The sequence below is a fragment of the Pseudonocardia ammonioxydans genome (assembly GCF_900115005.1).
GTDB lineage: Bacteria > Actinomycetota > Actinomycetes > Mycobacteriales > Pseudonocardiaceae > Pseudonocardia > Pseudonocardia ammonioxydans.
This window is the reverse complement of record NZ_FOUY01000005.1, coordinates 190,740-217,030: the sequence shown is the minus strand read 5'-3', so window position 1 is coordinate 217,030 and position 26,291 is coordinate 190,740. Positions and strand designations below refer to the sequence as shown.

The window sequence follows — 26,291 nt, the reverse complement described above, 5'->3', positions numbered from 1 at the left end:
CCCCCTCCGGTCCACGCGCCGCGGACACCCACGGGTGTCCGCGGCGTCGTCGTGGCCGGGTCTCCACGCCGGGCCCCACGCCGAGCCTGACGCCGACGCGTCCGGCGCCGTAGGGTCTCCGGTGTGTCCGGGAACGACCCGGTCGCCACCGGGGTCACCGTCTTCCTGGTCGTCTCGCTCGCCCCGGTGGTACTGCTGTGGCTGGTGTTGCGGGTGCCGACGGTCGTGCGCCGGGTCGTCGACGCCGCCCGGGCGGACGGGCGCCGGCGGCGTCCGCCGCTGCCCGCCGGGCCGCCGCTGGAGCGTCTCCTCGCCGACCTGCGCCGGCTCGACCGGCAGCGCCGCGGGCCGCCGCCACCGACCCGGGTGCGCCGGGTCGCGCTGCTGGCCGCCTACGACGACGTGCTGCTCGCGACCTGCCGGGCCGTCGGGGTCGACGACCCGCCGTTGCGGCCGTGGGTCGACCGCGGCGGGACGGCCGGCGCCCTCGACCCCGGCCGGGACCTCGCCCGGCTGCGCACCGAGGCCGAGCTGGAGGCCACCGGGGTCCGGATCGACCCGCCCGGCCCCGCGGTCGTCTGAGCGGCACCGCGCCGGGCGTGCACCGGGGGCCGGGCGTGGCTCAGGAGAGCCGCTCGAGCACCATCGCCATGCCCTGCCCGCCGCCGACGCACATGGTCTCCAGGCCGTAGCGGCCGCCGGTGGTGCGCAGGCCGTTGATCAGCGTCGTGGTGATCCGGGCCCCGGTCATGCCGAACGGGTGCCCGAGCGCGATCGCACCGCCGTGCACGTTCAGCTTCGCCTCGTCGATGCCGAGGTCACGGGCGGAGGGCAGGACCTGAGCCGCGAACGCCTCGTTGATCTCGACCAGGTCGATGTCGTCGATCGTCAGACCGGCGCGGCCGAGCGCCTGCTCCGAGGCGGCGACCGGCCCGTACCCCATGATCTCCGGGGAGAGGCCGGTGACGCCGGTGGAGACGACGCGGGCCAGCGGGGTGATCCCCAGCTGCTCGGCCTTCGTGTCGGACATGACCACCAGAGCGGCGGCGCCGTCGTTCAACGGGCAGGCGTTGCCCGCGGTGATCCGCCCGTCCGGCCGGAACACCGGCTTCAGCTCGGAGATCTTCTCGTAGGTGGTGCCCGGCCGCGGGCCGTCGTCGGTGCGCACCACGGTGCCGTCCGGCAGCGTGACGGGGGTGATCTCGCGGTCGAAGAAGCCGTCCGCGATGGCCTTCTCGGCCCGGTTCTGCGACTGCACGGCGAACCGGTCCATGTCCTCGCGGGACACGTCCTTGTGGCGGGCCAGGTTCTCGGCCGTCTGCCCCATCGCGATGTAGGCGTCCGGCAGCAGGCCGCGCTCGCGCGGGTCGGTCCAGGTCTCCGCGCCCTGCTCGGCCGTCGCGGCCGTGCGGGCCTCCGCGTCGGCGAACAGCGGGTTGTGGGTGTCCGGCCACGAGTCCGAGGTGCCGTGGGCGAAGCGCGACACCGTCTCCACGCCCGCCGAGACGAAGACGTCGCCCTCGCCCGCCCGGATCGCGTGCAGCGCCATCCGGGTGGTCTGCAGCGACGACGAGCAGTAGCGGGTGATGGTCGCGCCCGGCAGCGAGTCGTACCCGAGTGCGACGGCGACGACGCGGGCCATGTTGTTGCCCTGCTCACCGCCGGGCAGCCCGCAGCCCAGCATCAGGTCATCGATCTCGGTGGGGTCGAGCGCGGGGACCTGGTCGAGCGCGGCCCGCACCATCTGGGCGGTCAGGTCGTCCGGGCGCATCCCGGCGAGGGCACCCTTGTTCGCGCGGCCGATCGGGGACCGGGCCGCGGCGACGATCACGGCTTCGGGCATCGTCGTCCTCCTGTCACGGGGTTGTCGGGGCGGACACTACCCAGCGGTAACCGCCGGGCCCGCCGGGACGTGACCGAACTGTCAGGGGTGCCGGGCATCCTGCGTCCATGACGTCCTGGGGACAGTTCCGCACCGCCGAGCCCGAGTTCGCCGCACTGGCCGAACGGATCCTGCAGCGCGGGGTCGCGCTGGTGATCGCGACCCTGCGCGCCGACGGCTCTCCACGGGTCTCCGGCATCGAGGTCGTGCTGGAGGGCTCCGGGGCCGGTACGGAGCTCGCGTTCGGCTCGATGCCGGGCGCGCGCAAGGGCGCCGACCTGCGCCGGGACCCGCGGTTCGCGCTGCACGCCGCGCCCGCCGACCAGTCCGGCGGGGACCTGGGCGACGGCGACCTGAAGGTGTCCGGCCGGGCGGTGTGGGGTGGGCCGCTCACCGGCCCGGTCACCGGTGACGCGTTTCGTGTCGATCTGTCCGAAGTGGTCTGGACCGGTCTGAACGAGGCGCGGAACCGGCTCGTGGTGCGGTGGTGGACCCCCGCGTCGGGACTGCGGTCGGTGGAGCGGGAGTGAGGGGGTGCGAGGATGCGCACATGCGCTACGTCGAGCACGTCGTCGACCTGGTCGGGAACACGCCCCTCGTCCGGCTGGGCACCGTGGCGGAGGGGATCACGCCGCCGGTCCTCGCCAAGGTCGAATACCTGAATCCGGGCGGCTCGGTCAAGGACCGGATCGCCCTCCGGATGGTCGAGGCGGCCGAGGCGTCCGGCGAGCTGAAGCCGGGGGGGACGATCGTCGAGCCGACCTCCGGCAACACCGGTGTCGGGCTCGCGATGGTCGCCCAGCGCAAGGGCTACCACTGCGTGTTCGTGTGCCCGGACAAGGTCGGCGAGGACAAGCGCAACGTGCTCAAGGCCTACGGCGCCGAGGTCGTCGTGTGCCCGACGGCGGTCGACCCCGAGCACCCGGACTCCTACTACAAGACCTCCGACCGGCTCGTCGAGGAGATCGAGGGCGCCTGGAAGCCCAACCAGTACGCCAACCCGGCCAACCCGGAGTCGCACTACCACTCGACCGGCCCGGAGATCTGGGAGCAGACCGGCGGGAAGATCACGCACTTCGTGGCGGGCATCGGTACCGGCGGCACCATCTCCGGCATCGGGCGCTACCTCAAGGAGGTCTCGGGCGGCGCCGTGAAGATCATCGGTGCCGACCCGGAGGGATCGGTGTACTCCGGCGGGACCGGGCGGCCGTACCTGGTCGAGGGCGTCGGCGAGGACTTCTGGCCGACCACCTACGACCGCGACATCTGTGACGAGATCGTCGCCGTCTCCGACGCCGACTCGTTCAACATGACCCGCCGGCTGGCCCGCGAGGAGGCGATGCTCGTCGGTGGCTCCTGCGGGATGGCCACGGTCGCCGCGCTGCGGGTCGCCGCGACGCTCCCGGAGGACGCGGTCGTCGTCGTTCTGCTGCCCGACGGTGGCCGCGGCTACCTCGGCAAGGTCTTCAACGACCACTGGATGGCCAGCTACGGCTTCCTGCCGCCCTCGGAGGGCGCCACCATCGGTGACGTCCTGCGCCGCAAGGACGGCTCGATCCCCGCGCTCGTGCACGCCCACCCGAACGAGACCGTCGCCGACGCGGCGCTCTACCTGCGGGAGTTCGGCGTCTCGCAGATGCCGGTGGTCAAGGCCGAGCCGCCGGTGATGGCCGCCGAGGTCGCCGGCGCGGTGGTCGAGCGCGACCTGCTGGACGCGCTGTTCACCGGCCGCGCCCAGCTCGCCGACCGGCTGGAGGACCACATGTCCGGTCCGCTGCCGACCCTCGGTGCCGGGGAATCGGTGCAGGACGCGATGACGGCCTTCGCCAAGGCCGACGCCGCCCTGGTCCTGGTCGACGGCAAGCCCGCCGGCGTCGTCACCCGGTCCGACGTGATCGCGTTCCTCGGGAACGGCTGAACGGCGTGGGCACCGGTACCGACGGGGCCACCGGCCGCGGGCGTGCCCGTGCCGGGAGCGGGGTAGTCTCGGCCCACATGCAGGGCTTCTCCACGCGCGCCATCCATGCCGGTCAGGAACCGGACCCGACGACCGGTGCGGTCACCACGTCGATCCACACCAGTTCCACCTACGCGCAGGACGGCGTCGGTGGCACCCGCGGCGGGTACGAGTACTCGCGCAGCGCCAACCCGACCCGGACCGCACTGCAGGAGTGCCTCGCCGCGCTCGAGGGCGGCCGGCACGCGGTCGCGTTCGGGTCGGGCATGGGTGCCACGGACACGCTGCTGCGGATCCTGTGCCGCCCCGGTGACCACATGGTGATCCCGCACGACGCCTACGGCGGCACGTTCCGGCTGGTCGACAAGGTGCTGTCCGGGTTCGGTGTCGAGTACACCCCGGTCGACCTGGCCGACCTCGACGCGCTGCGGGCGGCGCTGCGCCCGACCACGAAGGTCATCTGGTCGGAGACGCCGACCAACCCGCTGCTCGGTGTCGCCGACATCGCCGCGCTGGCCGGGATCGCGCACGAGGCGGGTGCACGGCTCGTCGTCGACAACACGTTCGCCTCGCCGTACCTGCAGACCCCGCTGGCGCTCGGGGCGGACGTCGTCGTGCACTCCACGACGAAGTACATCGGTGGGCACTCCGACGTCGTCGGCGGCGCCCTGGTGACCGACGACGACGAGCTCGCCGAGCGGGCCCTGTTCACCCAGAACTCGGTCGGTTCGGTGCCCGGCCCGTTCGACGCGTGGCTGACGCTGCGCGGGGTGAAGACCCTCGCGGTCCGGATGGAGCGGCACTGCGACAACACCGAGCGGATCGTGGAGCTGCTGGTCGCGCACCCGGCCGTGTCCGCGGTGCTCTACCCGGGGCTGCCCGGCCACCTCGGCCACGAGGTCGCCGCCAAGCAGATGCACCGCTTCGGCGGGATGGTGTCGTTCCTGGCCGCCGGCGGACGGGACGCGGCGCTGCGGATCTGTGCGGAGACGAAGCTCTTCACCCTCGCCGAGTCGCTCGGCGGGGTGGAGTCGCTGATCGAGCACCCGGGCCAGATGACGCACGCGTCCACCGCGGGGTCGATGCTGGAGGTGCCCGACAACCTGGTGCGCCTCTCGGTCGGCATCGAGGACGCCGACGACCTGATCGACGACCTGCGCACCGCGCTCGACAGCGTGCAGTGACGTCACCCGTGCGCTGACCCCGCTCGTGCGCTGATCCCGCTCGTGCACAGACCCCACCTCCGCCCCGCCGGCCGTCGCCGGTGGGGCGGAGGTGTCTCAGCTGCGGGACTGCTCCGGCGCCGGGGCCGGATCGGCGACGACGGGCGGCGGGACGACCAGGTCACCCGGGTCGACGCAGCCGCCGACCAGCGACCACGTCCCGTCGGGGCGCAGGTCGTAGCGGCCCGGGTCGTCGCACCCGGCGTCGCGCACGGTCGCCACCGCCAGCGCCGTCAGGCCGGCGGCCAGCAGCAGGGGCGCGGTGGTGCGCAGCCGGGTCATCTCGCCTGTCCTTCCTGCCCACCGGACGGGCAGCGACCAGGGGAGCACGTCCGGTGAGATACGGGTGAGGTTACCGGCGAAGGTGCGAGACTGCCCGGATGGCCGCCCCACCGGACGCTCCCGTCACTCCACCGGTGACCTCCGCCGACGTCGACGCCGCCCGTGAGCTGCTCCACGGGGTGATCCGGTCCACCCCGGTGGCCGGTGCCCGGACGCTCTCCGACCTCGTCGGGACACCGGTCCGGATCAAGTGCGAGAACCTCCAGCGCACCGGCTCGTTCAAGATCCGTGGCGCGTACACCCGGATCGCCCGCCTCGGTGCCGCCGAACGGGCGGGCGGGGTCGTCGCCGCGTCCGCGGGCAACCACGCGCAGGGCGTCGCGCTCGCCGCGCGGCTGCTCGGGGTGCGGGCCACCGTCTACATGCCGGAACGGGCCGCGCTGCCCAAGGTCGACGCCACCCGCGCCTACGGCGCCGAGGTCGTCCTGACCGGGCGGACGGTCGACGAGGCCGTCGCCGCGGCCACGGCCGCCGCCGACCGGTCGGGCGCGGTGCTCGTGCACCCGTTCGACCATCCCGACATCATCGCCGGTCAGGGCACGGTCGGGGCCGAGATCGTCGAGCAGGTCCCCGACCTCGGCACGGTGCTCGTCCCCACCGGCGGGGGCGGGCTGCTCGGCGGGATCGCCGCGGTGCTGCGTGCCCGGCGCCCGGGTGTCCAGATCGTCGGCGTGCAGGCCGCCGGTGCGGCCGCCTGGCCGCCGTCGCTGGCCGCGGGCCACCCGCTGCCGGTGGGCGGCATGCGGACGATGGCCGACGGCATCGCCGTGGGACGCCCGGGTGAGATCACCTACCCGCAGGTGGCAGGCCTGGTCGACGAGATCGTCACGGTCGGCGAGGACGCCCTGTCCGGGGCGCTGGTGCACTGCCTGGAACGGGCGAAGCTGGTCGTCGAACCGGCCGGTGTGGCCGCGGTCGCGGCGCTGCTGGAGCACCCCGGACGGTTCCCGGGCCCGGTCGTCGCCGTGCTGTCCGGGGGCAACGTCGACCCGCTCGTGCTGCTGCAGGTGATCCGGCACGGGCTGGTCGCGTCCTCGCGCTACCTGACCCTGCACGTGCAGATGCCGGACCGGCCCGGTGCGCTGGCCGAGCTGCTCGCCCGGGTCGGGACGCTCGGTGCGAACGTCACCGACGTGGCGCACTCGCGGATCAGCGGGGCGCTGCGGGTCGGGGAGGTCGACGTCGAGCTCAGCCTGGAGACCCGCGGTCCGGAGCACCGCGACACGATCGTCGCGGGACTGCGCGAGGCCGGGCACGCCGTCACCACGCCCGGCTGACCCGCCGGGCGCGGGGCGCGGCACCGACGTCGGCACCCGGCACACGAGGACGGGCCCGGCCGATGTCCGGCCGGGCCCGTCCTCGGGTCGTGGTCCGGGTCAGCCGGTGAAGGCCTCCACCTCGACGAGGCTGACCTTCATGCTGCCCCCGTCGGGCAGCTGGTACTCGCGGGTGTCGCCGGGCTTCGCGCCGAGCAGCGCCGCACCGAGCGGGGAGTTCGGCGAGATCACCTGCAGGTCGCCGTGGCTGCCCTCCTCGCGGGAGCCGAGCAGCACCTTCTCGGTGTCCTCGTCGTCCTCGTACGTGATCGTGAGAACCGTGCCCGGGGAAGCCTCGGTCACATCGGTCGGCGTGGTGCCGACCTGCGCGGTGCGCAGCAGCTCCTGCAGCTGGCGGATCCGGGCCTCCTGCTGGCCCTGCTCCTCGCGGGCCGCGTGGTAGCCGCCGTTCTCCTTGAGGTCGCCCTCCTCGCGGCGGGCGTTGATCTCGGCGGCGATGACGGGCCGGTTCGCGATCAACCCGTCCAGCTCCGTCTTCAGCCGGTCGTAGGCGTCCTGGGTCAACCAGGTGGCCTGGGTGTCCGTCACCGTCATCAACTCCTCCAGGAAAACAGGGCGTGGCGCCGCCGGTACGCCCTGCGCCGGCGGGCACACGGGGGTGGCGTTCTGCGACAACACGCCCCGAGTAAGGAAAAACACGACCCGCTGGCGGGCCGTGTGGAAGCCACCCTAGCACGGTGCGCGCCGTTCATCGCAGCCGTTCGGTGAACGGAGGAGTCGCGCAGATGGTTCCCCGAACCCCTGTTTCCCCAGGTGAGAGCGTGTGATCGCGGCCCGGCGATTTCTTTCCGATGTGAAGCGGACCGCTCGTCGCAGTACTTCCGGTACGGGCGTCCAGCTCCGGGAACAGGCGCGCAGCCCGCGGTGTTGCAGACCGCGGAACCACGCTCGGAGCAGATCTGTCGGACCCTCTGCCAGGATCGGTTCCGAGCACGACCTCGCCGTCCGTGCGGGCCGGAACCCCCCGGCACGCGCGGGACCCGAGCCCGGTGACCGTGGAGGAACCCGACCCGATGACCCACACCGAACCCGTTCTCGCCCAGGGAGAGCGCCCGCGGCTGCTGACGGTGCACGCGCACCCGGACGACGAGTCGTCGAAGGGCGCCGCCACGACGGCCCGGTACATCGACGAAGGCCACGAGGTCATGGTCGTGACCTGCACCGGCGGCGAGCGCGGCAGCATCCTCAACCCGGCGATGGACCGGCCGGACGTGCTGGAGAACCTGACCGACGTCCGGCGCGCGGAGATGGCGCGCGCGGCGGAGATCCTCGGCGTGCAGCACGTCTGGCTCGGGTTCGTCGACTCCGGGCTGCCCGAGGGCGACCCGAAGCCGCCGCTGCCGCAGGGCTGCTTCGCCCTCGGCGACGTCGACGTGCAGACCGCGCAGCTGGTCCGGGTCATCCGGGACTTCCGCCCGCACGTGATCGTGACCTACGACGAGAACGGCGGGTACCCGCACCCGGACCACATCCGCACGCACGTCATCTCGATGGCCGCGTGGGAGGCCGCGGGCGACCCGGCGCGCTTCCCGGAGTCCGGGCCGCCGTGGCAGCCGCTCAAGCTGTACTACGGCCACGGCTTCTCCAAGCTGCGGCTCGAGGCGTTCCACAACGCCTTCCTCGAGGCGGGGGAGGAGTCCCCGTACGCCGAGTGGCTGGCGAACTGGCAGAAGTCCGAGCGCCCCGACCCCGGCACCCGGGTGACCACGAAGGTGCCCTGCTCGGACTGGTTCGGCCGCCGGGACGACGCGTTGCGCGCACACGCCACCCAGATCGACCCGACCAGCCGCTTCTTCTTCACCCCGCTGGAGGTACAGGCGCGGGTGTGGCCGACCGAGGACTACGAGCTGGTGCACTCGCTGGTCGCGACGACGACCCCGGAGGACGACCTGTTCACCGGCATCCCGTTCGAGCCGGCGCTGCAGCCCGGGGAGCAGCGCCGGGCAGGCTGAGCCACGCGGGTAGCCTGGTGTCCGGGCCGCCCGGCGGTCCGCGGGACACGAGGGGCGAGTTCGGAGGCGTTCGACGGTGCTGGTCGACATGGTGACGGCGAGGGACGTCGCGACGGGCCTGCTCGTCCCCATGCAGGACCGGGAGCCGCCTCCGGGCCAGCTGCCCGAGTTCGGCAACGCCGCGCCGGTCGGCCTGGCGATCGTGCTGGTGCTGCTGCTCGCGACGATCTTCCTGATCCGCAACATGAGCAAGCGGATCACCCGGTTGCCGGAGTCGTTCGGCGCTCCGAGCACCGGATCGGACGGTGCCGGAACGCCCGCCGCGGACGACGCCTCGCAGGGTGACGCGCTGCAGGACCGGCAGAGCGGTGGGCCCGGATCGGAGGCGGGGGACGGGACCGGCCGGGCCGGGGCCGGCGACGGCCGGGAGTCCCGCAGCTCCTGACGCGGGTCTGCCAGGCTGGGCGCCATGCCCAACCGGCTCGCCACGGCGACCAGCCCCTACCTGCTCCAGCACGCCGAGAATCCCATCGACTGGTATCCGTGGTCGGCCGAGGCGTTCGCCGAGGCCCGCCGCCGGGACGTCCCGGTCCTGCTCTCGATCGGCTACGCGGCGTGCCACTGGTGCCACGTGATGGCGCACGAGTCGTTCTCCGACCCGGCCGTCGCCGCCGTCGTCAACCGGGGCTTCGTCGCGATCAAGGTGGACCGGGAGGAGCGGCCGGACGTCGACGCCGTCCACATGGCCGCCACGCAGGCCCTCACCGGCCAGGGCGGCTGGCCGATGACGTGCTTCCTCACCCCGGACGGCGAACCGTTCCACTGCGGCACCTACTTCCCGCCCGAGCCGCGGCACGGGCTCCCGTCGTTCCGGCAGCTGCTCGACGCCGTCGCGTCGGCCTGGGCGTCCGACGGTGACCGGGTCCGGATCGCGGCCGGGCAGATCGCCGAGCAGCTGGCCGAACAGGCCGGCGCGGACCCCGAGCCGGTCGCGGTCGGGGAGCAGACCCTCGACGACGTCGTGGAGGAGCTCGCCGCGCAGTACGACCGCCGCCACGGCGGGTTCGGCGACGCGCCCAAGTTCCCGCCGTCGATGGTGTGTGAGTTCCTGCTCCGCCATCACGAGCGGACCGGGTCGGAACCGGCGTGGCGGCTGGCCGCCGGCACCTGCGAGGCGATGGCCCGGGGCGGGATCCACGACCAGCTCGCCGGCGGGTTCGCCCGCTACTCGGTCGACGAGGGCTGGGTGGTGCCGCACTTCGAGAAGATGCTCCACGACAACGCGCTGCTGTTGCGGGTCTACGCCCACCTCGGCCGGCGCGGATCGCCGACGGGCGAGCGGATCGCCGCGTCCACCGCGGAGTTCCTGCTCCGCGACCTGCGTACCCCCGAGGGCGGCCTGGCCTCCGCACTCGACGCGGACACCGACGGGATCGAGGGCCTCACCTACGTCTGGACGCCGGCGCAGCTGCGGGAGGTCCTCGGTGCCGAGGACGGCGACCGCGCCGCCGCGCTGCTGCAGGTCACCGGCACGGGCACGGCCGAGGCCGGCGCCTCCACGCTGCAGCTCCCGCACGATCCCGACGATCCGGCCTGGTGGGAGCGGGTGCGGGCGGCACTGCTCGCCGCGCGTGACCGGCGCCCGCAGCCCGCGCGCGACGACAAGGTCGTGACGGAGTGGAACGCGCTCGCCGCCCTCGCGCTGGCCGAGGCCGGGGCCGGGGCGGGGCGTGCGGAGTGGGTACGCGCGGCCGGCGAGATCGTCGACCTGGTGCTGGACACCCACGTCGTCGACGGCCGGTTGCGCCGCTCGTCGCGGGACGGCGTGGCCGGTGCCGCCGAGGCCGTGCTGGCCGACCACGCCCTGCTCGTGACCGCGTTGCTCGTGCTGCACCAGGTCACCGGGGACCCGGACCGGTTGAGGGCGGCGCTGGAGCTGCTCGACAGCACCCTGGACCGGTTCGCCGCCCCGGGGCGGCCGGGCGCCTACACCGACACCGCCGCCGACGCCACCGACGCGGCGTTGCTGCCGCACCGGCCGCGGGAGCTGACCGACAACGCCTACCCGTGCGGGTCGTCGGCGCTGGCCGAGGCCCTGGTGACAGCGTCGGTGCTGGCTCCGCCGGAGCGCTCGGGGCACTACCGCGACGTCGCGGAGCAGGCGTTGCGGACCGTCGGCACCCTGGTCCCGCGGGTGCCGCGGTTCCTGGGCCACTGGCTGACCGTGGCCGAGGCCGCGGTCGCCGGCCCGCTGCAGATCGCGGTGGTGGGTGAGCCGGACGGTGGGCCGCTGACCGAGCGGGCGCGGTACGGCGCCCCGGGCGGGGCCGTCGTCGTCGCCGGGGAGCCGGACGCGGCCGGGGTCCCGCTGCTGGCCGGCCGCGGCACCGTCGGGGGCACACCGGCGGCCTACGTCTGCCGCGGGTACGTCTGCGAGGTGCCGGTGACCGGTCCCGACGACCTCGGCGAACTCCTCGCGCGGTGACCTGTAACTGTGTAATCCTGTAATCACGCTCACCACGGAGGTGTGATGATGACAGGACGAGGACGGGGCGGGCGGCAACAGGCCGACCTGCCTCCGGCGGACGACGCGGCCGCGTGGTTCTCCGGGCGGCTCCCGGACGGCTGGTTCACCGGGGCGCCGGAGGTCACCTGCGACCGGGACGAGATCGTCGTCGTGGGGGAGCTGCCGGCACTCGAGACGGCAGGCTCGGGCACCGACACCGGAAACGGACCCGACCGGGACGATGCCGCGGCGGCGGAGGCCGGCCGGATCGCCCGGTTCCGGGAGGACACCCGCGAGCAGCGGATCCGGATCGCCCGCCAGGCCGAGGCGCGCTACCAGCGCAAGGTGGCCTGGGGGGTACGCCTGGGCGGGACCCGGGAACTGTTCACGACGGCGTCGGTGCCGGTGATGACCCGGCTGCGCCAGCCCGAGCGGATCGTGCTGGACACCCTGGTCGACGCCGGTGTGGCGCGGTCACGCTCGGACGCGCTGAGCTGGTCGGTGCGCCTCGTCGGCCGGCACGCCGACGAGTGGCTGGGCGAGCTGCGGGAGGCGATGTCGCGGGTGGACGAGCTGCGGGCCCGGGGCCCGGCGAGCGATTAGCGGCCCGCTCCGCACGCTCCACTCACGCTCTGCTCAGCGGAGCAGGACGAGCCAGATCGCGACGTGGTGGCACGCCCACGCCAGCACCGTCGCGGCGTGGAAGATCTCGTGGTAGCCGAACGTCGCAGGCCACGGGTCCGGGCGGCGCAGCGCGTAGACGACCGCGCCGGCGGTGTAGAGCGCTCCGCCGACGAGCAGCAGGACGAGCGCGGCGACGCCACCGCCGTGGAGCAGGCCCGGCAGCACGAACACCGCGACCCACCCGAGCGCCACGTAGATCGGGACGCCGACCCAGGCCGGGGCGGTCGGCCAGGCGAGCTTGAGCGCCACCCCGGCCAGCGCCCCGCCCCAGACCACGGCGAGGACCCAGGTCGCGGTCCCGGCGGGCAGGGCCAGCGCCGACACCGGCGTGTAGGTGCCCGCGATGAACAGGAAGATCATCGAGTGGTCGAGCCGCTTCATCAGGCGGCGCCGGCGGGGGTCGGCCCAGGTGTGGCGGTGGTAGAGCGCGCTGATCCCGAACAGGCCGAACGTCGTCAGCGCGTAGACGGCGGCCGCGATGGCCGCGGCCCCGCCGACGAGGGCGCCGGCGACGCTGATCAGCGCAGCGCAGGCGAAGACGGACGCGACGAGGCTCCACAGATGCAGCCAACCGCGCATCCGGGGCTTGACCGGTGCGGGGAACGTGGTGCTCGGTGCGGACACGACCCGACGTTACGTCGCGACGCGGTACTCGTGCCCGTGGCCCGGACGAACGCCACACGTCATCGGGGTGGGCACTAGGCTCCGAGTGTGGCCGTCCGAGACCTGCTCTACACGGTGTACGAACGCAGGATCCTGCGCCAGATCGACGGGGCCGAGAGCCCCAAGCACGTGGCGCTGATCCTCGACGGCAACCGCCGCTGGGCACGCGAGGCCGGGCTCGAGGATCCGGCCGAGGGGCACCGGGCCGGCGCGGCGAAGATCGCCGAGATGCTGGGCTGGTGCTCCGAGGCCGGAGTCGAGGTCGTGACGGTGTTCCTGCTGTCCACCGACAACCTGGGTACCCGTTCCCCGGACGAGCTCACGGCCCTGCTGGAGATCATCGGTGGGGTGGTCGACGACCTGTCCGGCCCGGACACCCCGTGGCGGCTGCGCGTGGTCGGGGCGATGGAGCTGCTGCCCCGGTCGCTGGCCGAGCGGCTCGCGGCCGCGGTGGCACGGACCAGTGATCGCGGTGGGCTGCAGCTGAACGTCGCCGTCGGGTACGGCGGCCGGCAGGAGATCGCGGACGCGGTGCGGAAGCTGCTGCTGAGCCAGGCCGAGGCCGGCCGGTCCATCGAGGAGATCGCCGAGACCCTCGACGTCGACAGCATCGCGGAGCACCTGTACACGTCCGGTCAGCCCGACCCGGACCTCGTCATCCGGACGAGTGGGGAGCAGCGGTTGTCCGGCTTCCTGCTCTGGCAGTCGGCGCATTCGGAGTTCTGGTTCTGCGAGGCCTACTGGCCGGAGTTCCGCCGGGTCGATTTCCTCCGCGCGCTACGCGACTTCGCCGCCCGGCACCGCCGTTTCGGCGGCTGATCCGAATTCGACCGTAACCTCCGGCGCGCTCGCTCGTTATTGCGATTTCTCCGGGCGAGTGTGCAGTGCCGGAGAATGGCAACGGCCCCGGGGGCGAACCCCCGGGGCCGTCGCGTGCGTGAGACGCGGGCTGCTTACTTGGTGCCCTTGTCGCCGCCGTGGTGCTTGCCGCCGTCCTCGGTGTCGATGTCGGCGCTGTCGCCGTTCTCCGGGGCGTTGGTGCAGTTGACCCCGTTGTCCGAGTTGACGCCGGACTCGTTCTCGGCCTCGGACATCAGGCCGCCCAGGGCGCCCTGGACCAGGCTGTTGCCGTTGAACGCCGTCCCGCAGGTCTGCGGGGAGAAGTTCAGGTTGTTGTTCGAGAGGTTGACCAGGCCCGCGCTGTTCTTCTGCGCGGTGCCCTCCGAGTCCTCGACGGCCTGGCCCTTGTTGTAGCTGCCGGTGGTCTTGGACGGGTTGAAGCTCTCGTTCGCCTTGTAGGTGTCGCCCTCGCCGGCGAACGCCAGCGGGCTCATCGCGACGAGCGAAGCGGCGCCGGCCGCCGCGATGATTCCAGCCTTCTTCAGCACAGTCCGTCTCCTGTCGAGTCGGAGAACGCGCACCCGTATCCGTGCGCACTCTCGGTACTTGTCGACGCTCGAACCGGGGAGCCCGCATCGACTGGGCGTCAATCTAACGGACGCTTGTGGAGCGGACAATCTGACCCTACGTATTTTTCTGCGTGGATCCCCGATCCGTTCGTGTACCAGGGAATCTGTGGCGGCAGAGCGCGATCGCTCGGCGTGGCGTCCGGGCGTGTCTGGCAGGAGCTGAACGACCGACGGTCTCCAGGGCCGTTCGGTGCAGTCGGGCGAGCCTTGCGCCGGGGCCGCGCGCGGCTCATCGGCCGGGGCGAGGCCGGGCCGGTGCCGGCCGCAGGTGGTGGTTCCGGCCCGGCATCGGAGATGCGGGGCGGGAGCGTCGAGTCCGGCCGGGTCGGGGACGGGGCTCGGTGCGATGCCCGGTGCGCTCCGGTGGTGCTGCGTCCGGCGGTGCCCCGTTGGGCACCGCCGCGCCGGCGGTGCCGCTCCGGTGGTGCCGCGCCCGGCGGCGCCACGTCCGGTAGCGCCACGTTCGGCGGGCGGCGCCGTGCCCGGTAGTGCCCTGTCCGGCAGTGGCACGCCCGGCGGTGCCGCGTCCGGCAGCACCGCGTCCGGCAGTGCCACGTCCGGCGGTGCCGTGCGCGGTAGTGCCGGGTGGATCGGGTGCCCGGGGCGAGGTTGCCGCCGGGAGCCCTCGGCCGGGGCGGTCGCCGCGCCGTGGCCGTCGCCGTGGGGGGTCCCGGTCGCGCTCGGCCTGGGCCGGATGCCGCGACCGCGGACGGGCCCGGCCCGCTCCGGGCTGAGCCCGCGCAGGGGTGTGCCGGCGCTCGTGTGCTCGTGGTCATGCGCCCGTTGCCGCGGGGACCGGGGGCCGGACGACGTGCCCGTTCCTGCCCGGCTCCTTCGCGGGGCGACACGGGGAGGCGGGTACGGCCCGGTCTGCCGGTCGAGCCGAGCCGGTCGCTCGGCCTTCCTCTCGCTGGTTCCCCGCGTGGAGCTCGACGGCCCGGTCCGTGAAGTGGCGGTCGGAACAGGTGCTCGAGGGAGGCGCGCCCGGTGCGGGCGGTGCGCCGTCGCGGACCGTGCCCCGAGGACCGGGGCGGCGTCGTCACCGGATCGCGCCGGGCTCACGCGATCGAGGAGGTGGTAGCCGAGTCCGTCACGCAGGGCGACGAAAGTTCGGGCCGGGAACGGTCACTGCGCGAGGCGTGATCCCGGTTGGGTGAGGCGTGGAGACGACATGGCGTCGATGCTCACGCGCGGTACGAAGCGGAAAGTTCGGCAAGGCTTGTGCGGGAGCCCGGGTGCGCGCGCGAAAAAGCCCCGGGGCGAAACGCCCCGGGGCTTTTCGGTGATCCGATCGAGATCAGTCGTCGATCGAGTCGCCGGCGCCCGACTCCTGCGCGCAGTTGTCGGACTGGTCGGTGACGGAGTCGCCCGACTTGGCCTTGGCGTCGCCCAGCACGCCCAGGGCGCCGGTGAGGCCGTTGAGGGCCGAGGCGTCCTCGACCGGGACCTGCACACCCAGCACGTTGACCGGGATGTTGTTGTTGCAGGCCTGGATCGGCACGTTGACGTTGTTGCCGTTCAGGCCGGAGACCAGGCCCTTGGCGTCCTTGTCGATGACGTTCTCGGCGCCGTGGTGGTGCCCGCCCTTGCCGTGGTCGTCGCCCTTGTCGCCGGCGAAGGCGAGCGGGCTGACGGCGAGCAGGGACGCGGCCGAGGCCGCCACCACGATTCCAGCCTTCTTCAGCACAGTTCTTCTCCTGTTGAGTCTCAGAGGCCGCCCGAAGCCGGTCTCACGCCTGCCGGCACGTTGACAAGTGGGGGAGCCCGTACCGACTGCGCAACAATCTATCGCTCGCATTCCCCGGCCACAAATTCCGCAACACCATCGGGGGACCCTATTACTTTCCGTTCGGTTACTCCCCGGATCGGGGATTCTTCGGGTGGTGTCGCGGGCCGGATTCCGGTGATTTTCGTGACGGACGGTGACGTGAGGACTCCGAACGGACGCGCACCCCGTCGCCGTCGTCGTCGTTCGCCGTTCCGGCGCCTACGCTCCGGGAGTGCCCCTGGCCCGGTTGACACGCGCGACGACCGAGCTCGGGTTGCGTCTGGAGCGGCTCCGCCCCGGCCTGCTCGACGGGCCCGCCCCCGATCCGGACCTCGCGCGCCGGGTCGGCGACGAACCGCGTCCGGCTCCCGCGGACCTGCTCGCCGACGCCGGCCGGCTCCGCCGCGAGCTCGCCGCCGCCACCGAGCTGCCCCGGGACCGCGGTCGGCACCTGGACGCGGTGCTGTGCGCGCTCGAGTGCCAGGCGCGGCTGCTGGCCGGGGAGGAGCCCGGCTACCTCGACCAGGTCCGGTCGATGTTCGGGGTGGTGCCGCGCCGCGCCGACCCCGACGAGTACCGCGAGGCCCATCGCGGGCTCGACGATCTGCTGCCCGGCCGCGGACCGGTCCGGGCGCGGATGCGCGCCTACCGGGAGGTCGACGTCGTCGCCCCCGACCGGCTCGGCGCGGCCGTGGGTGCGGTGACCGCGGAGCTGCGGCGCCGGGTGCGCGACGAGCTGGGACTCCCGCCCGGTGAGCACGCGGCCGTCGTTCTGGTGGGGGAGCGGCCCTGGACGGCGTTCACCCGCTACGACGGGAACCTCCGCAGTCGGATCTCGATCAGCACCGCGGCCCGCGTGCGTGCGGGGGCGCTGTTGCCCCTGCTCGCCCACGAGGTCTACCCGGGGCACCACACGCAGTACTGCCGGGCCGAGGCCGCCGCGGTGCGCTGCCCGGAACCGGTGCTGCGGCTCGTCCACGGCCCGCAGGCGGTGATCGCCGAGGGCGCGGCGGAGGCGGCCGCGTCGGTCCTGCCCGGCCCCGGGTGGGGTGTGGTGGCGCAGCGGGTGCTGGCGGGGGCCGGCGTCCGGCTCGACGGTGAACTCGCCGAACGGGTCGAGGCGCAGCTGGAGCCGCTGGGCCGGGTCCGGCTGGACGCCGCGTTGCTGCGGCACGTCGACGGGGCCGGGCCGGACGAGGTCACCGCCCACCTGGCCCGCTGGCTGCTCGTGCCGCAGGAACGGGCGCGCCGGATGCTCGGGTTCCTGGACCATCCCCAGTGGCGGGCCTACCCGGTGACCTACGCCGAGGGGGCGCCGCTGGTCCGGGGCTGGCTGGCCCGCCACCCGGGCGGGCCGGTGGCCGGGTTGAGGGCGCTGCTGGACAGCCCGCTGCTCCCGGCGGATCTGGTCACGGACGGTGGCGGGGCGGCCGGCAACGGTTCCGGACCGGCAGCGTCCACGTTCCCGGCGTTGCCCCGTCCGTTGCACTGAGCTGCCGCCGGACGGGGCGCGGCCATTCGTGTCAGCCCAGCTCCCGGCGGCGTCGGACGGTAGCGAATGTGCGATGAACGGCGGGTGACGACTGTTCCATCGGGGGTGTCCACCGCCTGTCGGCGGAGAGTTGCTATTGACCGCACGAGGGTGACCACTAGTAGCGTCCAAGTCGACGGGTCGTATCCGATGCGACCTGTTCGGGAGGCCCTGAACGTGGTGTCGAACGCACCCGAGAGGGCCGGCACCCGGCCCTCGCGGGCGTGCCGGCCGGAGGACCGCCGTGGTTCTCCGACGCCGTCGCGTCCCGCATCAGGGCCGGCCGGCCCGACGCAGAGCAGGCGTGGTGCCGCGCCTGCGAGGGAGCACCCGTGACCGATCGTCGTCCCGCCCTCACCGACCAGCCCGCCGCCACGCAGGGCCCGGTCGGGGACGCACCGGCAGGTTCCACCCGTTGCTACGTGCTCGACACGTCCGTGCTGCTGTCCGACCCGTGGTCGTTGATCCGTTTCGACGAGCACCAGGTCGTCCTCCCGCTGGTCGTGATCTCCGAGTTGGAGGCCAAGCGGCACCACCCCGAGCTCGGATGGTTCGCGCGGACCGCACTGCGCCAGCTCGACGACATGCGGGTGAAGCACGGTCGGCTCGACGCGCCGATCCCGGTCGGGGAGAAGGGCGGAACCCTGCACGTCGAGCTCAACCACTCCGACCCCACGGTCCTGCCGGCCGGCTTCCGCACGGACTCGAACGACTCGCGGATTCTGGCGTGCGCCCTCAACCTGAAGGCCGAGCGGAGCGCAGGCGGAACCCCGGTGGCAGCCGGTGACGTCACGCTGGTCACCAAGGACATGCCGTTGCGGGTGAAGGCGGCGGCGGTCGGGCTCGACGCGGACGAGTACCACGGCCAGGACGTCCTGTCCTCCGGCTGGACCGGGATGGCGGATCTGGAGGTCGGTCCCGAGGACGTCGACACGCTGTTCCGCGACGGCGTGCTCGACAACGACGACGCGCGCGACCTGCCTCCCAACACCGGCGTGCGCCTGGTCGGGGCGTCGAGCGCGCTGGGCCGGGTCACCGCGGACAAGCGGGTCAAGCTGGTCCGCGGCGACCGGGAGGCGTTCGGGTTGCACGGCCGGTCGGCCGAGCAGCGGATCGCGCTCGACCTGCTGCTCGACAACGAGGTCGGGATCGTCTCCCTCGGCGGGCGCGCCGGTACCGGCAAGTCGGCGCTCGCGCTCTGCGCGGGGCTCGAGGCGGTCCTCGAGCGCCAGGCCCACCGCAAGATCGTCGTGTTCCGCCCGCTCTACGCCGTCGGCGGCCAGGACCTCGGGTACCTGCCGGGCAACGAGAGCGAGAAGATGCAGCCCTGGGCGCAGGCGGTCTTCGACACGCTCGGCGCACTCGTCAGCCAGGACGTCATCGACGAGGTCATCGCCCGCGGGATGCTCGAGGTGCTGCCGCTGACCCACATCCGCGGGCGGTCGCTGCACGACACCTTCGTGATCGTCGACGAGGCGCAGTCGCTGGAACGCAACGTGCTGCTGACCGTGCTGTCCCGGCTCGGCGCCGCGTCCCGCGTCGTGCTCACCCACGACGTCGCGCAGCGCGACAACCTGCGCGTCGGCCGGCACGACGGTGTCAACGCCGTCATCGAGAAGCTCAAGGGGCACCCGTTGTTCGCCCACGTCACGCTGACCCGCAGCGAGCGCTCGCCGATCGCCGCCCTGGTCACCGAGATGCTGGAGGGCCCGAACTCGTAACCGGATCGCGTCCGCGGCCCCCGCGCACCCGATGCGCGGGGGCCACGGCGTGTTCGCGATACACGGTCGTGAGGATGGTCCGGCCCGGCCGCCGCGAGGACCCTCGGCCGCCATGACGACCTCGGATACCCGGACCGACGCCTCGATCGCTCCGGAGACGATGCTGCGTGAGGGCTACGACGCGTTCGCCCGCGGCGACATCCCGTCCGTCCTCGCACTGCTGGCCGACGACGTGCGGTGGACCGAGCCGGCGGGCTCGGACTACGCCGGAACCTTCGTCGGGCCGCAGCAGGTCATGGAGAACGTGTTCGCCCGCGTCGGTGCGGAGTGGACGTCGTTCGCGGTCGTCCCGGAACGGTTCCTGCCGTGCGGCGACACCGTGGTGGTGATCGTCCGCTACGAGGTGACGCACGCCACGACCGGGCGCTCGGCCGTCGCGCGCGCCGTGCACGTCTGGGAGTTCGCCGACGGGCGAGTGAGCGCACTCGAGGCGCTGGCGGACACCCACCTGATGCGCGAGGCGGCCGGGGTCTGACCGGCCGGGGCCCTACAGCCCGTGCGGGGTGCCCTCGGTGAACCCGGCCGTGGTCTGCACCCCGATGACCGAGTGCTCGTGCAGCTCGTCCAGCGTGCGGGCGCCGGTGTAGGTGCAGGCCGAGCGGACGCCGGCGCAGATCTCGTCGAGCTGGTCCTCCACGCCCGGGCGCTCCGGGTCGAGCCGCTGCCGCGACGACGAGATGCCCTCCTCGAACAGGGTCTTGCGGGCCTGGTCGAACGCGTTGTCGCCGCGGGTCCGGGCGCTGACCGCGCGCTTGGAGGCCATGCCGAACGACTCCTTGTACGGGCGTCCGTGCTCGTCGCGCAGCAGGTCGCCGGGTGACTCGTAGGTCCCGGCGAGCCAGGAACCGATCATCACCGATGCGGCGCCCGCGGCCAGCGCCAGCGCGACGTCGCGGGGGTGCCGCACGCCGCCGTCCGCCCAGATCACCGCGCCGCGCTCGCGGGCCGCGGCGGCGCACTCGGCGACCGCGGAGAACTGCGGGCGCCCGACGCCGGTCATCATCCGGGTGGTGCACATGGCGCCCGGGCCGACGCCGACCTTGACGATGTCGGCGCCCGCGTCGACCAGGTCCGCGACGCCCTCGGCGGTGACGACGTTGCCGGCCGCGATCGGCACCCGGGCGCCCGACTCGGAGACGACCCGGCGCACCGCGCTCAACGCGTCGATCATCTTCTCCTGGTGGCCGTGCGCGGTGTCGACCACGAGGACGTCGACACCGGCGTTCAGCAGCGCCTTCGCCTTTACCGCGACGTCGCCGTTGATCCCGATCGCGGCCGCGGTGCGCAGCCGGCCCTCGGCGTCCAGCGCCGGTGCGTAGATCCCGGCCCGCAGGGCGCCCAGCGGGGTGAGCAGCCCGGCGAGCCGGCCGGCCTCGTCGAGGCCGAGGGCGACGGGCGAGCGGCCCGCCGTGGTACCGGCGAGCTGCTCGAACACCTCGCGTGGCGCGGTGTCGAGCGGCAGCGTCAGCGGGTCGGGGGTCAGGACCTCGGCCAGGCGGGTGAACCGGTCGACGCCGGAGCAGGCGGCCTCGTTGACCGTCCCGACCGGGCGACCGCCGTCGTCGACGACCACGACGGCGTCGTGGGCCCGCTTGGGCAGCAGGTTCAGGGCGTCGGCCACGGCGTCGCCCGGGGTGAGGACGAGCGGGGTGTCCCAGACGGGGTGGCGGGACTTGAGCCAGGACACGATCCCGGCGACGGCGTCGGTGGCGACGTCCTGGGGGAGCACGGTCAGCCCGCCGCGCCGGGCGAGCGTCTCGGCCATCCGCCGGCCCGCCACGGCGGTCATGTTGGCCGCCACCACGGGGACGGTGGCGCCGGTGTGGTCGGAGGTGCTGAGGTCGACGTCGAACCGGGACGCGACCGCCGACCGGCGCGGGACGAGGAAGACGTCGTCGTAGGTGAGGTCGTGATCCGGCGTTCGTTCGTCGAGGAAGCGCACGGTGTCGGAATGGTACGCGTGTGCCGGGGTCGCGCGCTGCCGTCGGGCCGGTCGTCCGCCTCCTCAGTCGGACAGCAGCGCCCGCACCGCGTCCAGCGAGTCGGCCTCCGCAGGGGTCTTGTCCGGCCGGTAGCGCACCACCCGGGCGAACCGCAGCGCGACACCACCCGGGTAGCGGACGCTGCGCTGGGCGCCGTCCAGGGCGATCTCCACGACCAGCTCGGGACGCAGGTACACCACACCCGGTTCCTCGGCCCGCGCGTAGTCCGGGAACGTGCCGGTCTGCCACGCCAGCAGCTCGTCGGTCATCCCCTTGAAGGTCTTGCCGACCATCACCGGTTCGCCGCCGTCGGGGTCGCGGGCACCGAGGTGGATGTTCGACAGCGACCCGGTGCGCCGGCCGTAGCCCCACTCCGCGCCGAGTACGACGAGGTCGAGGGTGTGCACCGGTTTGACCTTCTGCCAGGCCTTGCCGCGCCGGCCCGCCGCGTACCGGCTCGCCAGGTCCTTGACGACCACACCCTCGTGCCCGGCACCGAGCGCACCGTCGAGCACCGCGGCGGCCTCCTCGGCCGACGGCCGGCGCGCGCCGGGCATGCGGAGCGGGGCGTGCTCCTCGGCGGCCAGCAGACCGGCGAGCGCGTCGAGGCGCGTCTCCAGCGGCTCGTCGACCAGGTCGCGCCCGTCGAGGTGGAGCAGATCGAAGAAGAACGGGGAGAGGAAGACGGACTCGGCCGCCGTGTCCGCGGAACCGAACCGGCTCATCGTGTCCTGGAACGGGCGGGGGCGGCCGTCGTCGTCGAGCGCGAGGGTCTCGCCGTCGAGCACCACGGAGTCGCACGCCAGCCCGCGGACGTGCTCGACCAGCTCGGGGACGCTCGCGGTGATCTCGCGCAGCGTGCGGGTCCAGACCCGGATCGCGTCGCCGCCGCGGTGCACCTGGATCCGGGCGCCGTCGAGCTTGTGCTCCACGACCACGTCGTGCCCGAGTGCGCCGAGCGCGGCGTCGAGCGAGTCGCCGGGGGAGGCCAGCATGGGCCGGACCGGGCGGCCGACCTCGAGCCCGACCGCGGCGAGCGCCTCCTCCCCGCCCCCGAGTGCGGTCGCGGCGGTCTCCGGGAGGTGCCCGGACAGCATGAAGGCCCGCCGGACGGCGGTCTGGGCGGCTCCGGAGGCGGCCGCGACGGCGTCGACCATCAGGCCCTCGAGGGCGCCCTGGCGCAGCTCCCCGGTGAGCAGCCGGTGCAGGAACCGCTGCTCGTCGGCGGTGGCCGCACCGTAGAGCCGCTCGAGCAGGTCCCGGCGGCGCCGGGCGGAACCCTGCCCGCCGGTGCCGGCGAGCTCGTCCAGCAGCCCGTCCACCTGCTCGACCGTCCACGACGGACGGGCGGCCGCCGGCACGTCGACGGCGGCGAGGGTCCGCCAGCCGGTCCCGATCCGGCCCTGGCGCGGCACCCCGGACAGCCACGCCACCACGGGCACGACCTCACCGGGCGCGGCGGCACGCAGCAGGTCCGCGAGCGCGACGGTCTTCTCCTTCCGCGCCCGGGTCGCCCCGACCGCGGCCGAGGTGGTGACGACGTCGGTGAACAGCACGGGTTCATGAAAGCAGCGACCACCGACAGCCGCGCGCCGTCGGAGTGCCGGACGGGCCCGGACCCGGTGGGGACCGGGTGGCCGGGCCGCGTCCCGGGTCAGCGGCGGCGACCGCGCCGCGCCGAGGCCGGGGTGGCGGCCGGACCGGCGGCACGCGCCGGGCACGGCCTCGGCCCGGCCCCGGCGGGCCGGTGGGAGGGGCCCGGCCCGGACGGCCCCGGCGCCCGTGCCGCAGTCGGCCCCGGCAGCGCGGGGCCCGATGCTGCAGGGCCGGGTGCTGCGGGCGCCGGTGCAGCGGGGCCGGGTGCTGTGGTGGCCGGTGCTGCGGGGCCCGGTGTCGCGGGGCCTGGTGCCGTGGTCGCCGGTGCTGCGAGGCCCGGTGTCGCGGGGCCCGGTGCTGCGGGGCTCGGCGCTGTGAGGCTCGGTGCTGCGGGCGCCGGTGCACCCGATGCCGGCGGTCTCGGTGGCGGCGGCCCCGGGGCTGCGGGACGTGGCGTCGCCGGGCCCGGCCCGGCCGGCCGGATCGCCCGCCGCCACAGCTCGGCGACGGCGACCACCCCGCGGCAGGCGCCGTCGGCCGCGACGACGACCAGGTCGTCGTACCCCCGGGCGGGGTCGCCGGTCAGGCTGAGCTCGAGCGCCCGGCCGAGCGGGGTGCGCTCGTCGACCGTGCGCGGAGCGTCGGCCAGCGGGCGCGCGGGCTTGTCGGCCCAGAGCGCATGGCCGAACCGGCCGGCCATGGTGAGCAGGAAGCGGCTCCGGTCGAGGTAGCCGACGGGGCGGTGACCGGCGTCGACGAGCACCACCCCCGCCGCGTCCGGGTGTTCCTGCATCGTGTCGCGGGCGATGCCGCCGGTGGCGTCCTCGGGGAGTGTCACGGCCGGGGCCGCGAGGCTGCTGACCGGCGGGCCCGCCGCCGCCGGGTCGAGGACCGGGGCCGCAGCGGCAGCGCCGGTTCCGGGACCGCCGGTTCCGGGCCCGTCGGTGGTCGGTTCCGCGGAACCGTCCGGCGGTGCGGCCCCGGGGCCCGGCATCGCGCCGTGCCCGGCGACGGCGCCGCGTCCGGCGGGTCCGGTGGAACCGGTGGGTCCGGTCGCGCCGGCGGCGCGTTCCGCGGAACGCTCGGATCCCGTGGCGCCGGTGCGCGCCCGTGCGCCGTCTGAGGGTCCCGCAGCGCCCGCGGCCGGTTCCGCGGAACCGGCCCGCCCGGGAACGGCGGATGCGGACGCGTCCGCGGAACGGTCGGGCCCGGCCGTGCCGCCGGCTCCGGTAGTGCCGGCTCGTGCGTGTCCGGGGTTCCCGGGCGTTCCGGGAGCGCGTTCCGCGGAACCGGCGGCCCCGGCTGCCGAGGGGGCCGGGGGGTCCGGGGGCGGGCCGTCCGGCGTCCCGCGGAGCAGCCTCAGCAGCTCGGCCGGCGCCGTCGAGCTCGGCCAGGGGTCGGCCCGCGCCCCACCCAGCAACGGCCCCTGCGCGAGGACCACCCCGCACGCGTACAACCCGGCCAGGCGGCCCCGATCCCGGACGCCGGTCGCGGCGACCGGCGCCCCCACCACCCGGGCCACCTCCAGCACCGCCCGGACGACCGCACCGGTCCCGGCGTCCAGCACACCGTCGGCCAGCTCGGGCTCCAGCTTGACCACGTCCGGCCGGACGGCGGCGATCACCTCCGGGCCGAAGCCGCGCCCGGCGCCGTCGAGCCCGATCCGGAAACCCCAGCGCCGCAGCTCGGCCAGCGCCGGGAGCAGCTGCCCGGCCGGCGCGGCCGCCGCGATCGGCGGGCCGATCTCCAGCAGGGGGGCCAGCGCCGCGCCGGCGAGCATCGGACGCAGCCGGTCCCGCGCGTACAGCACGGTGTCCGCGGCGACGTCGACCTGCACCGGCGCGACCCCGCCGCCCGCCCGGGCCGCCGCGACCGCGGAGACCGCCGTGCCGGCGTCGAGCTCGGCGATCTGCCGGGCGTCCCAGCCCCGGTTCCGGGCCCGGGCGGCGGTGGTGTCGTGCTGCCGGCGCGGCACCACCTCGACACCGGAGAATCGGCCGCTGCGCAGGTCGTGCACCGGCTCGTAGGCGAAGCGCTCATCCATGCGACAGGTCCGTCCGAGTGGCGATGATCGACAATCGGACACACCGTGTCACGCCGATGTGGACCGTCCGGGGACCACGAGATGAACAGCGGATGGACTGACCCGGCGCGACGGACCGGTCGCCGTCGGCGACCGGGATGTCAGGAGCGCTTCTCCCCGCGGGTCATGGCGAGCACGTCCAGGGCCCGGTCGAGCTGCTCCTCGGTCAGCGTCCCGGCCGCCACGTGCCCGCGCTCGAGCACGACCTCGCGGATCGTGCGCCGCTCCGCCAGCGACTGCTTGGCGATCGAGGCCGCCTCCTCGTACCCGAGGTAGGCGTTGAGCGGGGTGACGATCGACGGCGAGGACTCGGCGTACTCCCGCGTGCGCTCCAGATCGGCCTCCATGCCGTCGACGACCTTGTCGGCGAGCAGCCGGGAGGCGTTGGCGAGCAGCCGCGCCGACTCGAGCACGTTGCGCGCCATCACCGGCATCATCACGTTGAGCTCCAGGTTGCCCTGGCTGCCGGAGAACCCGACGGTCGCGTCGTTGCCCATCACCTGCGCGCAGACCATCATCGTGGCCTCACAGATCACCGGGTTGACCTTGCCCGGCATGATCGAGCTGCCCGGCTGCAGGTCCGGCAGGTGGATCTCGGCGAGCCCGGTGCGCGGGCCCGAGGACAGCCAGCGCAGGTCGTTGGCGATCTTGTAGAGGCTGACCGCGACCGTGCGCAGCGCACCGGAGGCCTCGACCAGCCCGTCCCGCGAGCCCTGGGCCTCGATGTGGTCGCCCGCCTCGCTGAGCTGGTCGAGCCCGGTGGCCGCGCGCAGCTTCTCGACGACGGCGGCACCGAACCCGGCCGGCGCGTTCAGCCCGGTCCCGACGGCCGTCCCGCCGATCGGCAGGACGGCGAGGCGGGGCAGCGCGTCGCGGACCCGGTCGGCGCCGTAGCCGGCCTGGCTGGCCCACCCACCGGCCTCCTGCCCGAGCGTGATCGGGACGGCGTCCATCAGGTGCGTGCGGCCGGCCTTCACCACCTCGGACCACTCCTCGGCACGCCGGCGCAGCGCCGCCTCCAGGTGCTCCAGGGCGGGGACGACGTCGGTGGCGAGCGCCTCGGTCGCCGCCAGGTGGATCGTGGTCGGGAACACGTCGTTGGACGACTGCGAGGCGTTGACGTGGTCGTTCGGGTGCACATCGACCTGACCGGAGCCGCGGGTCGCGAGCGTGGCGATGACCTCGTTGGCGTTCATGTTCGACGACGTGCCCGAGCCGGTCTGGAACACGTCGACCGGGAACTGGTCGTCGTGGCGGCCCCCGGCGACCTCGTCGGCGGCGGCCGCGATGGCCGCGGCGCGCGCGTCGTCGAGCATGCCCAGCTCCCCGTTCACCCGCGCGGCGGCCGCCTTGACCAGGCCGAGTGCGCGGATCTGGGCGCGCTCCAGCGGGCGTCCGGAGATCGGGAAGTTCTCGACCGCCCGCTGGGTCTGGGCCCGCCACAGCGCGTCGGCGGGAACCCGGACCTCACCCATGGTGTCGTGCTCGATGCGGTAGTCCTCGCTCATGACACCGATCCTGCTCCTCCCGGGCCG

At 74.2% G+C, this 26,291-nt stretch carries 23 protein-coding genes; 13 read left to right on the top strand and 10 right to left on the bottom strand.

The features are described from left to right. Positions 1-123 precede the first annotated feature (123 nt). Entirely contained in the window at positions 124-582 is a 459-nt protein-coding gene (locus tag BM093_RS07615) for a hypothetical protein (protein WP_093339244.1), read from the top strand. Between the two features lie 40 nt (positions 583-622). Here BM093_RS07615 and BM093_RS07610 read toward each other — a convergent pair whose 3' ends face one another. Next, positions 623-1,843: an acetyl-CoA C-acetyltransferase gene (locus BM093_RS07610; RefSeq protein ID WP_093339242.1), complete on the bottom strand. Its 1,221-nt coding sequence runs from the start codon at positions 1,841-1,843 to the stop codon at positions 623-625. Between the two features lie 107 nt (positions 1,844-1,950). Between BM093_RS07610 and BM093_RS07605 the strand changes: the two genes are divergently transcribed. The 3 genes from BM093_RS07605 to BM093_RS07595 all read left to right on the top strand — a co-directional run bounded on the left by BM093_RS07605 (position 1,951) and on the right by BM093_RS07595 (position 5,023). Beyond that, positions 1,951-2,412 carry a pyridoxamine 5'-phosphate oxidase family protein gene (locus tag BM093_RS07605; protein WP_093339239.1) on the top strand — a complete coding sequence of 154 codons (462 nt, stop codon included), beginning with the start codon at positions 1,951-1,953 and terminating at the stop codon, positions 2,410-2,412. 20 nt (positions 2,413-2,432) lie between these two features. Beyond that, entirely contained in the window at positions 2,433-3,800 is a 1,368-nt protein-coding gene (locus BM093_RS07600) for a cystathionine beta-synthase (protein WP_093339237.1), read from the top strand. Positions 3,801-3,877: 77 nt separating this feature from the next. Further along, positions 3,878-5,023 (top strand): cystathionine gamma-synthase, encoded by a 1,146-nt coding sequence (locus tag BM093_RS07595; protein WP_093339450.1) that lies wholly within the window; start codon positions 3,878-3,880, stop codon positions 5,021-5,023. A gap of 96 nt (positions 5,024-5,119) precedes the next feature. Here the strand turns inward: BM093_RS07595 and BM093_RS07590 are convergent, their stop codons facing one another. After that, positions 5,120-5,344 carry a hypothetical protein gene (locus BM093_RS07590; RefSeq protein WP_093339234.1) on the bottom strand — a complete coding sequence of 75 codons (225 nt, stop codon included), beginning with the start codon at positions 5,342-5,344 and terminating at the stop codon, positions 5,120-5,122. Between the two features lie 98 nt (positions 5,345-5,442). Here BM093_RS07590 and ilvA point away from each other — a divergent pair, with 98 nt between their 5' ends. Next, positions 5,443-6,681: a threonine ammonia-lyase gene (gene ilvA / locus BM093_RS07585; protein WP_093339232.1), complete on the top strand. Its 1,239-nt coding sequence runs from the start codon at positions 5,443-5,445 to the stop codon at positions 6,679-6,681. 99 nt (positions 6,682-6,780) lie between these two features. Here ilvA and greA read toward each other — a convergent pair whose 3' ends face one another. Next, on the bottom strand, positions 6,781-7,269 hold the full coding sequence (gene greA, locus BM093_RS07580) for a transcription elongation factor GreA (RefSeq protein ID WP_177238324.1): 489 nt from the start codon (positions 7,267-7,269) through the stop codon (positions 6,781-6,783). A gap of 485 nt (positions 7,270-7,754) precedes the next feature. Here greA and mca point away from each other — a divergent pair, with 485 nt between their 5' ends. The 4 genes from mca (at position 7,755) to BM093_RS07560 (ending at position 11,802) form a co-directional block, all read left to right on the top strand. Beyond that, positions 7,755-8,693 (top strand): mycothiol conjugate amidase Mca, encoded by a 939-nt coding sequence (gene mca, locus BM093_RS07575; RefSeq protein ID WP_093339445.1) that lies wholly within the window; start codon positions 7,755-7,757, stop codon positions 8,691-8,693. Between the two features lie 88 nt (positions 8,694-8,781). Then, positions 8,782-9,138: a hypothetical protein gene (locus BM093_RS07570; protein ID WP_143105289.1), complete on the top strand. Its 357-nt coding sequence runs from the start codon at positions 8,782-8,784 to the stop codon at positions 9,136-9,138. Between the two features lie 24 nt (positions 9,139-9,162). Next, positions 9,163-11,178 carry a thioredoxin domain-containing protein gene (locus tag BM093_RS07565; protein ID WP_093339226.1) on the top strand — a complete coding sequence of 672 codons (2,016 nt, stop codon included), beginning with the start codon at positions 9,163-9,165 and terminating at the stop codon, positions 11,176-11,178. A gap of 45 nt (positions 11,179-11,223) precedes the next feature. Further along, the gene (locus BM093_RS07560) at positions 11,224-11,802 is read left to right on the top strand and encodes a hypothetical protein (protein WP_093339224.1); all 579 of its coding nucleotides are present in this window, start codon (positions 11,224-11,226) and stop codon (positions 11,800-11,802) included. A 33-nt stretch (positions 11,803-11,835) separates the two neighbouring features. On the opposite strand, the gene trhA is transcribed toward BM093_RS07560, so the two are convergent. Further along, the gene (gene trhA, locus BM093_RS07555; RefSeq protein ID WP_093339442.1) at positions 11,836-12,462 is read right to left on the bottom strand and encodes a PAQR family membrane homeostasis protein TrhA; all 627 of its coding nucleotides are present in this window, start codon (positions 12,460-12,462) and stop codon (positions 11,836-11,838) included. A 132-nt stretch (positions 12,463-12,594) separates the two neighbouring features. On the opposite strand from trhA, the gene BM093_RS07550 reads away from it, so the two are divergent. Beyond that, positions 12,595-13,365 (top strand): isoprenyl transferase, encoded by a 771-nt coding sequence (locus tag BM093_RS07550; protein ID WP_093339222.1) that lies wholly within the window; start codon positions 12,595-12,597, stop codon positions 13,363-13,365. Positions 13,366-13,499: 134 nt separating this feature from the next. Here BM093_RS07550 and BM093_RS07545 read toward each other — a convergent pair whose 3' ends face one another. Together BM093_RS07545 and BM093_RS07540 are read right to left on the bottom strand one after the other, a co-directional pair. Further along, positions 13,500-13,934, bottom strand: a complete 435-nt coding sequence (locus tag BM093_RS07545) for a hypothetical protein (RefSeq protein ID WP_093339219.1) — start codon at positions 13,932-13,934, stop codon at positions 13,500-13,502. 1,378 nt (positions 13,935-15,312) lie between these two features. Then, positions 15,313-15,702: a hypothetical protein gene (locus tag BM093_RS07540; protein WP_093339216.1), complete on the bottom strand. Its 390-nt coding sequence runs from the start codon at positions 15,700-15,702 to the stop codon at positions 15,313-15,315. A gap of 313 nt (positions 15,703-16,015) precedes the next feature. Between BM093_RS07540 and BM093_RS07535 the strand changes: the two genes are divergently transcribed. The 3 genes from BM093_RS07535 (at position 16,016) to BM093_RS07525 (ending at position 19,570) form a co-directional block, all read left to right on the top strand. Then, a complete protein-coding gene (locus tag BM093_RS07535; RefSeq protein WP_093339214.1) occupies positions 16,016-17,275 on the top strand; it encodes a hypothetical protein in 1,260 nt (419 codons plus the stop codon). 461 nt (positions 17,276-17,736) lie between these two features. After that, a complete protein-coding gene (gene phoH2 / locus BM093_RS07530) occupies positions 17,737-19,035 on the top strand; it encodes an RNA 5'-3' helicase PhoH2 (protein WP_093339437.1) in 1,299 nt (432 codons plus the stop codon). Positions 19,036-19,147: 112 nt separating this feature from the next. Beyond that, positions 19,148-19,570 (top strand): nuclear transport factor 2 family protein, encoded by a 423-nt coding sequence (locus BM093_RS07525; RefSeq protein ID WP_177238318.1) that lies wholly within the window; start codon positions 19,148-19,150, stop codon positions 19,568-19,570. 12 nt (positions 19,571-19,582) lie between these two features. On the opposite strand, the gene BM093_RS07520 is transcribed toward BM093_RS07525, so the two are convergent. From BM093_RS07520 to BM093_RS07505, 4 genes are all read right to left on the bottom strand, one after another. Beyond that, a complete protein-coding gene (locus BM093_RS07520; RefSeq protein ID WP_093339209.1) occupies positions 19,583-21,037 on the bottom strand; it encodes a GuaB1 family IMP dehydrogenase-related protein in 1,455 nt (484 codons plus the stop codon). Between the two features lie 63 nt (positions 21,038-21,100). Then, positions 21,101-22,633: an ATP-dependent DNA ligase gene (locus BM093_RS07515; protein ID WP_093339431.1), complete on the bottom strand. Its 1,533-nt coding sequence runs from the start codon at positions 22,631-22,633 to the stop codon at positions 21,101-21,103. A gap of 98 nt (positions 22,634-22,731) precedes the next feature. Continuing rightward, a complete protein-coding gene (locus BM093_RS37870) occupies positions 22,732-24,717 on the bottom strand; it encodes an EAL domain-containing protein (RefSeq protein ID WP_093339206.1) in 1,986 nt (661 codons plus the stop codon). Between the two features lie 140 nt (positions 24,718-24,857). Next, positions 24,858-26,264: a class II fumarate hydratase gene (locus tag BM093_RS07505; RefSeq protein WP_093339203.1), complete on the bottom strand. Its 1,407-nt coding sequence runs from the start codon at positions 26,262-26,264 to the stop codon at positions 24,858-24,860. Positions 26,265-26,291 lie beyond the last annotated feature (27 nt).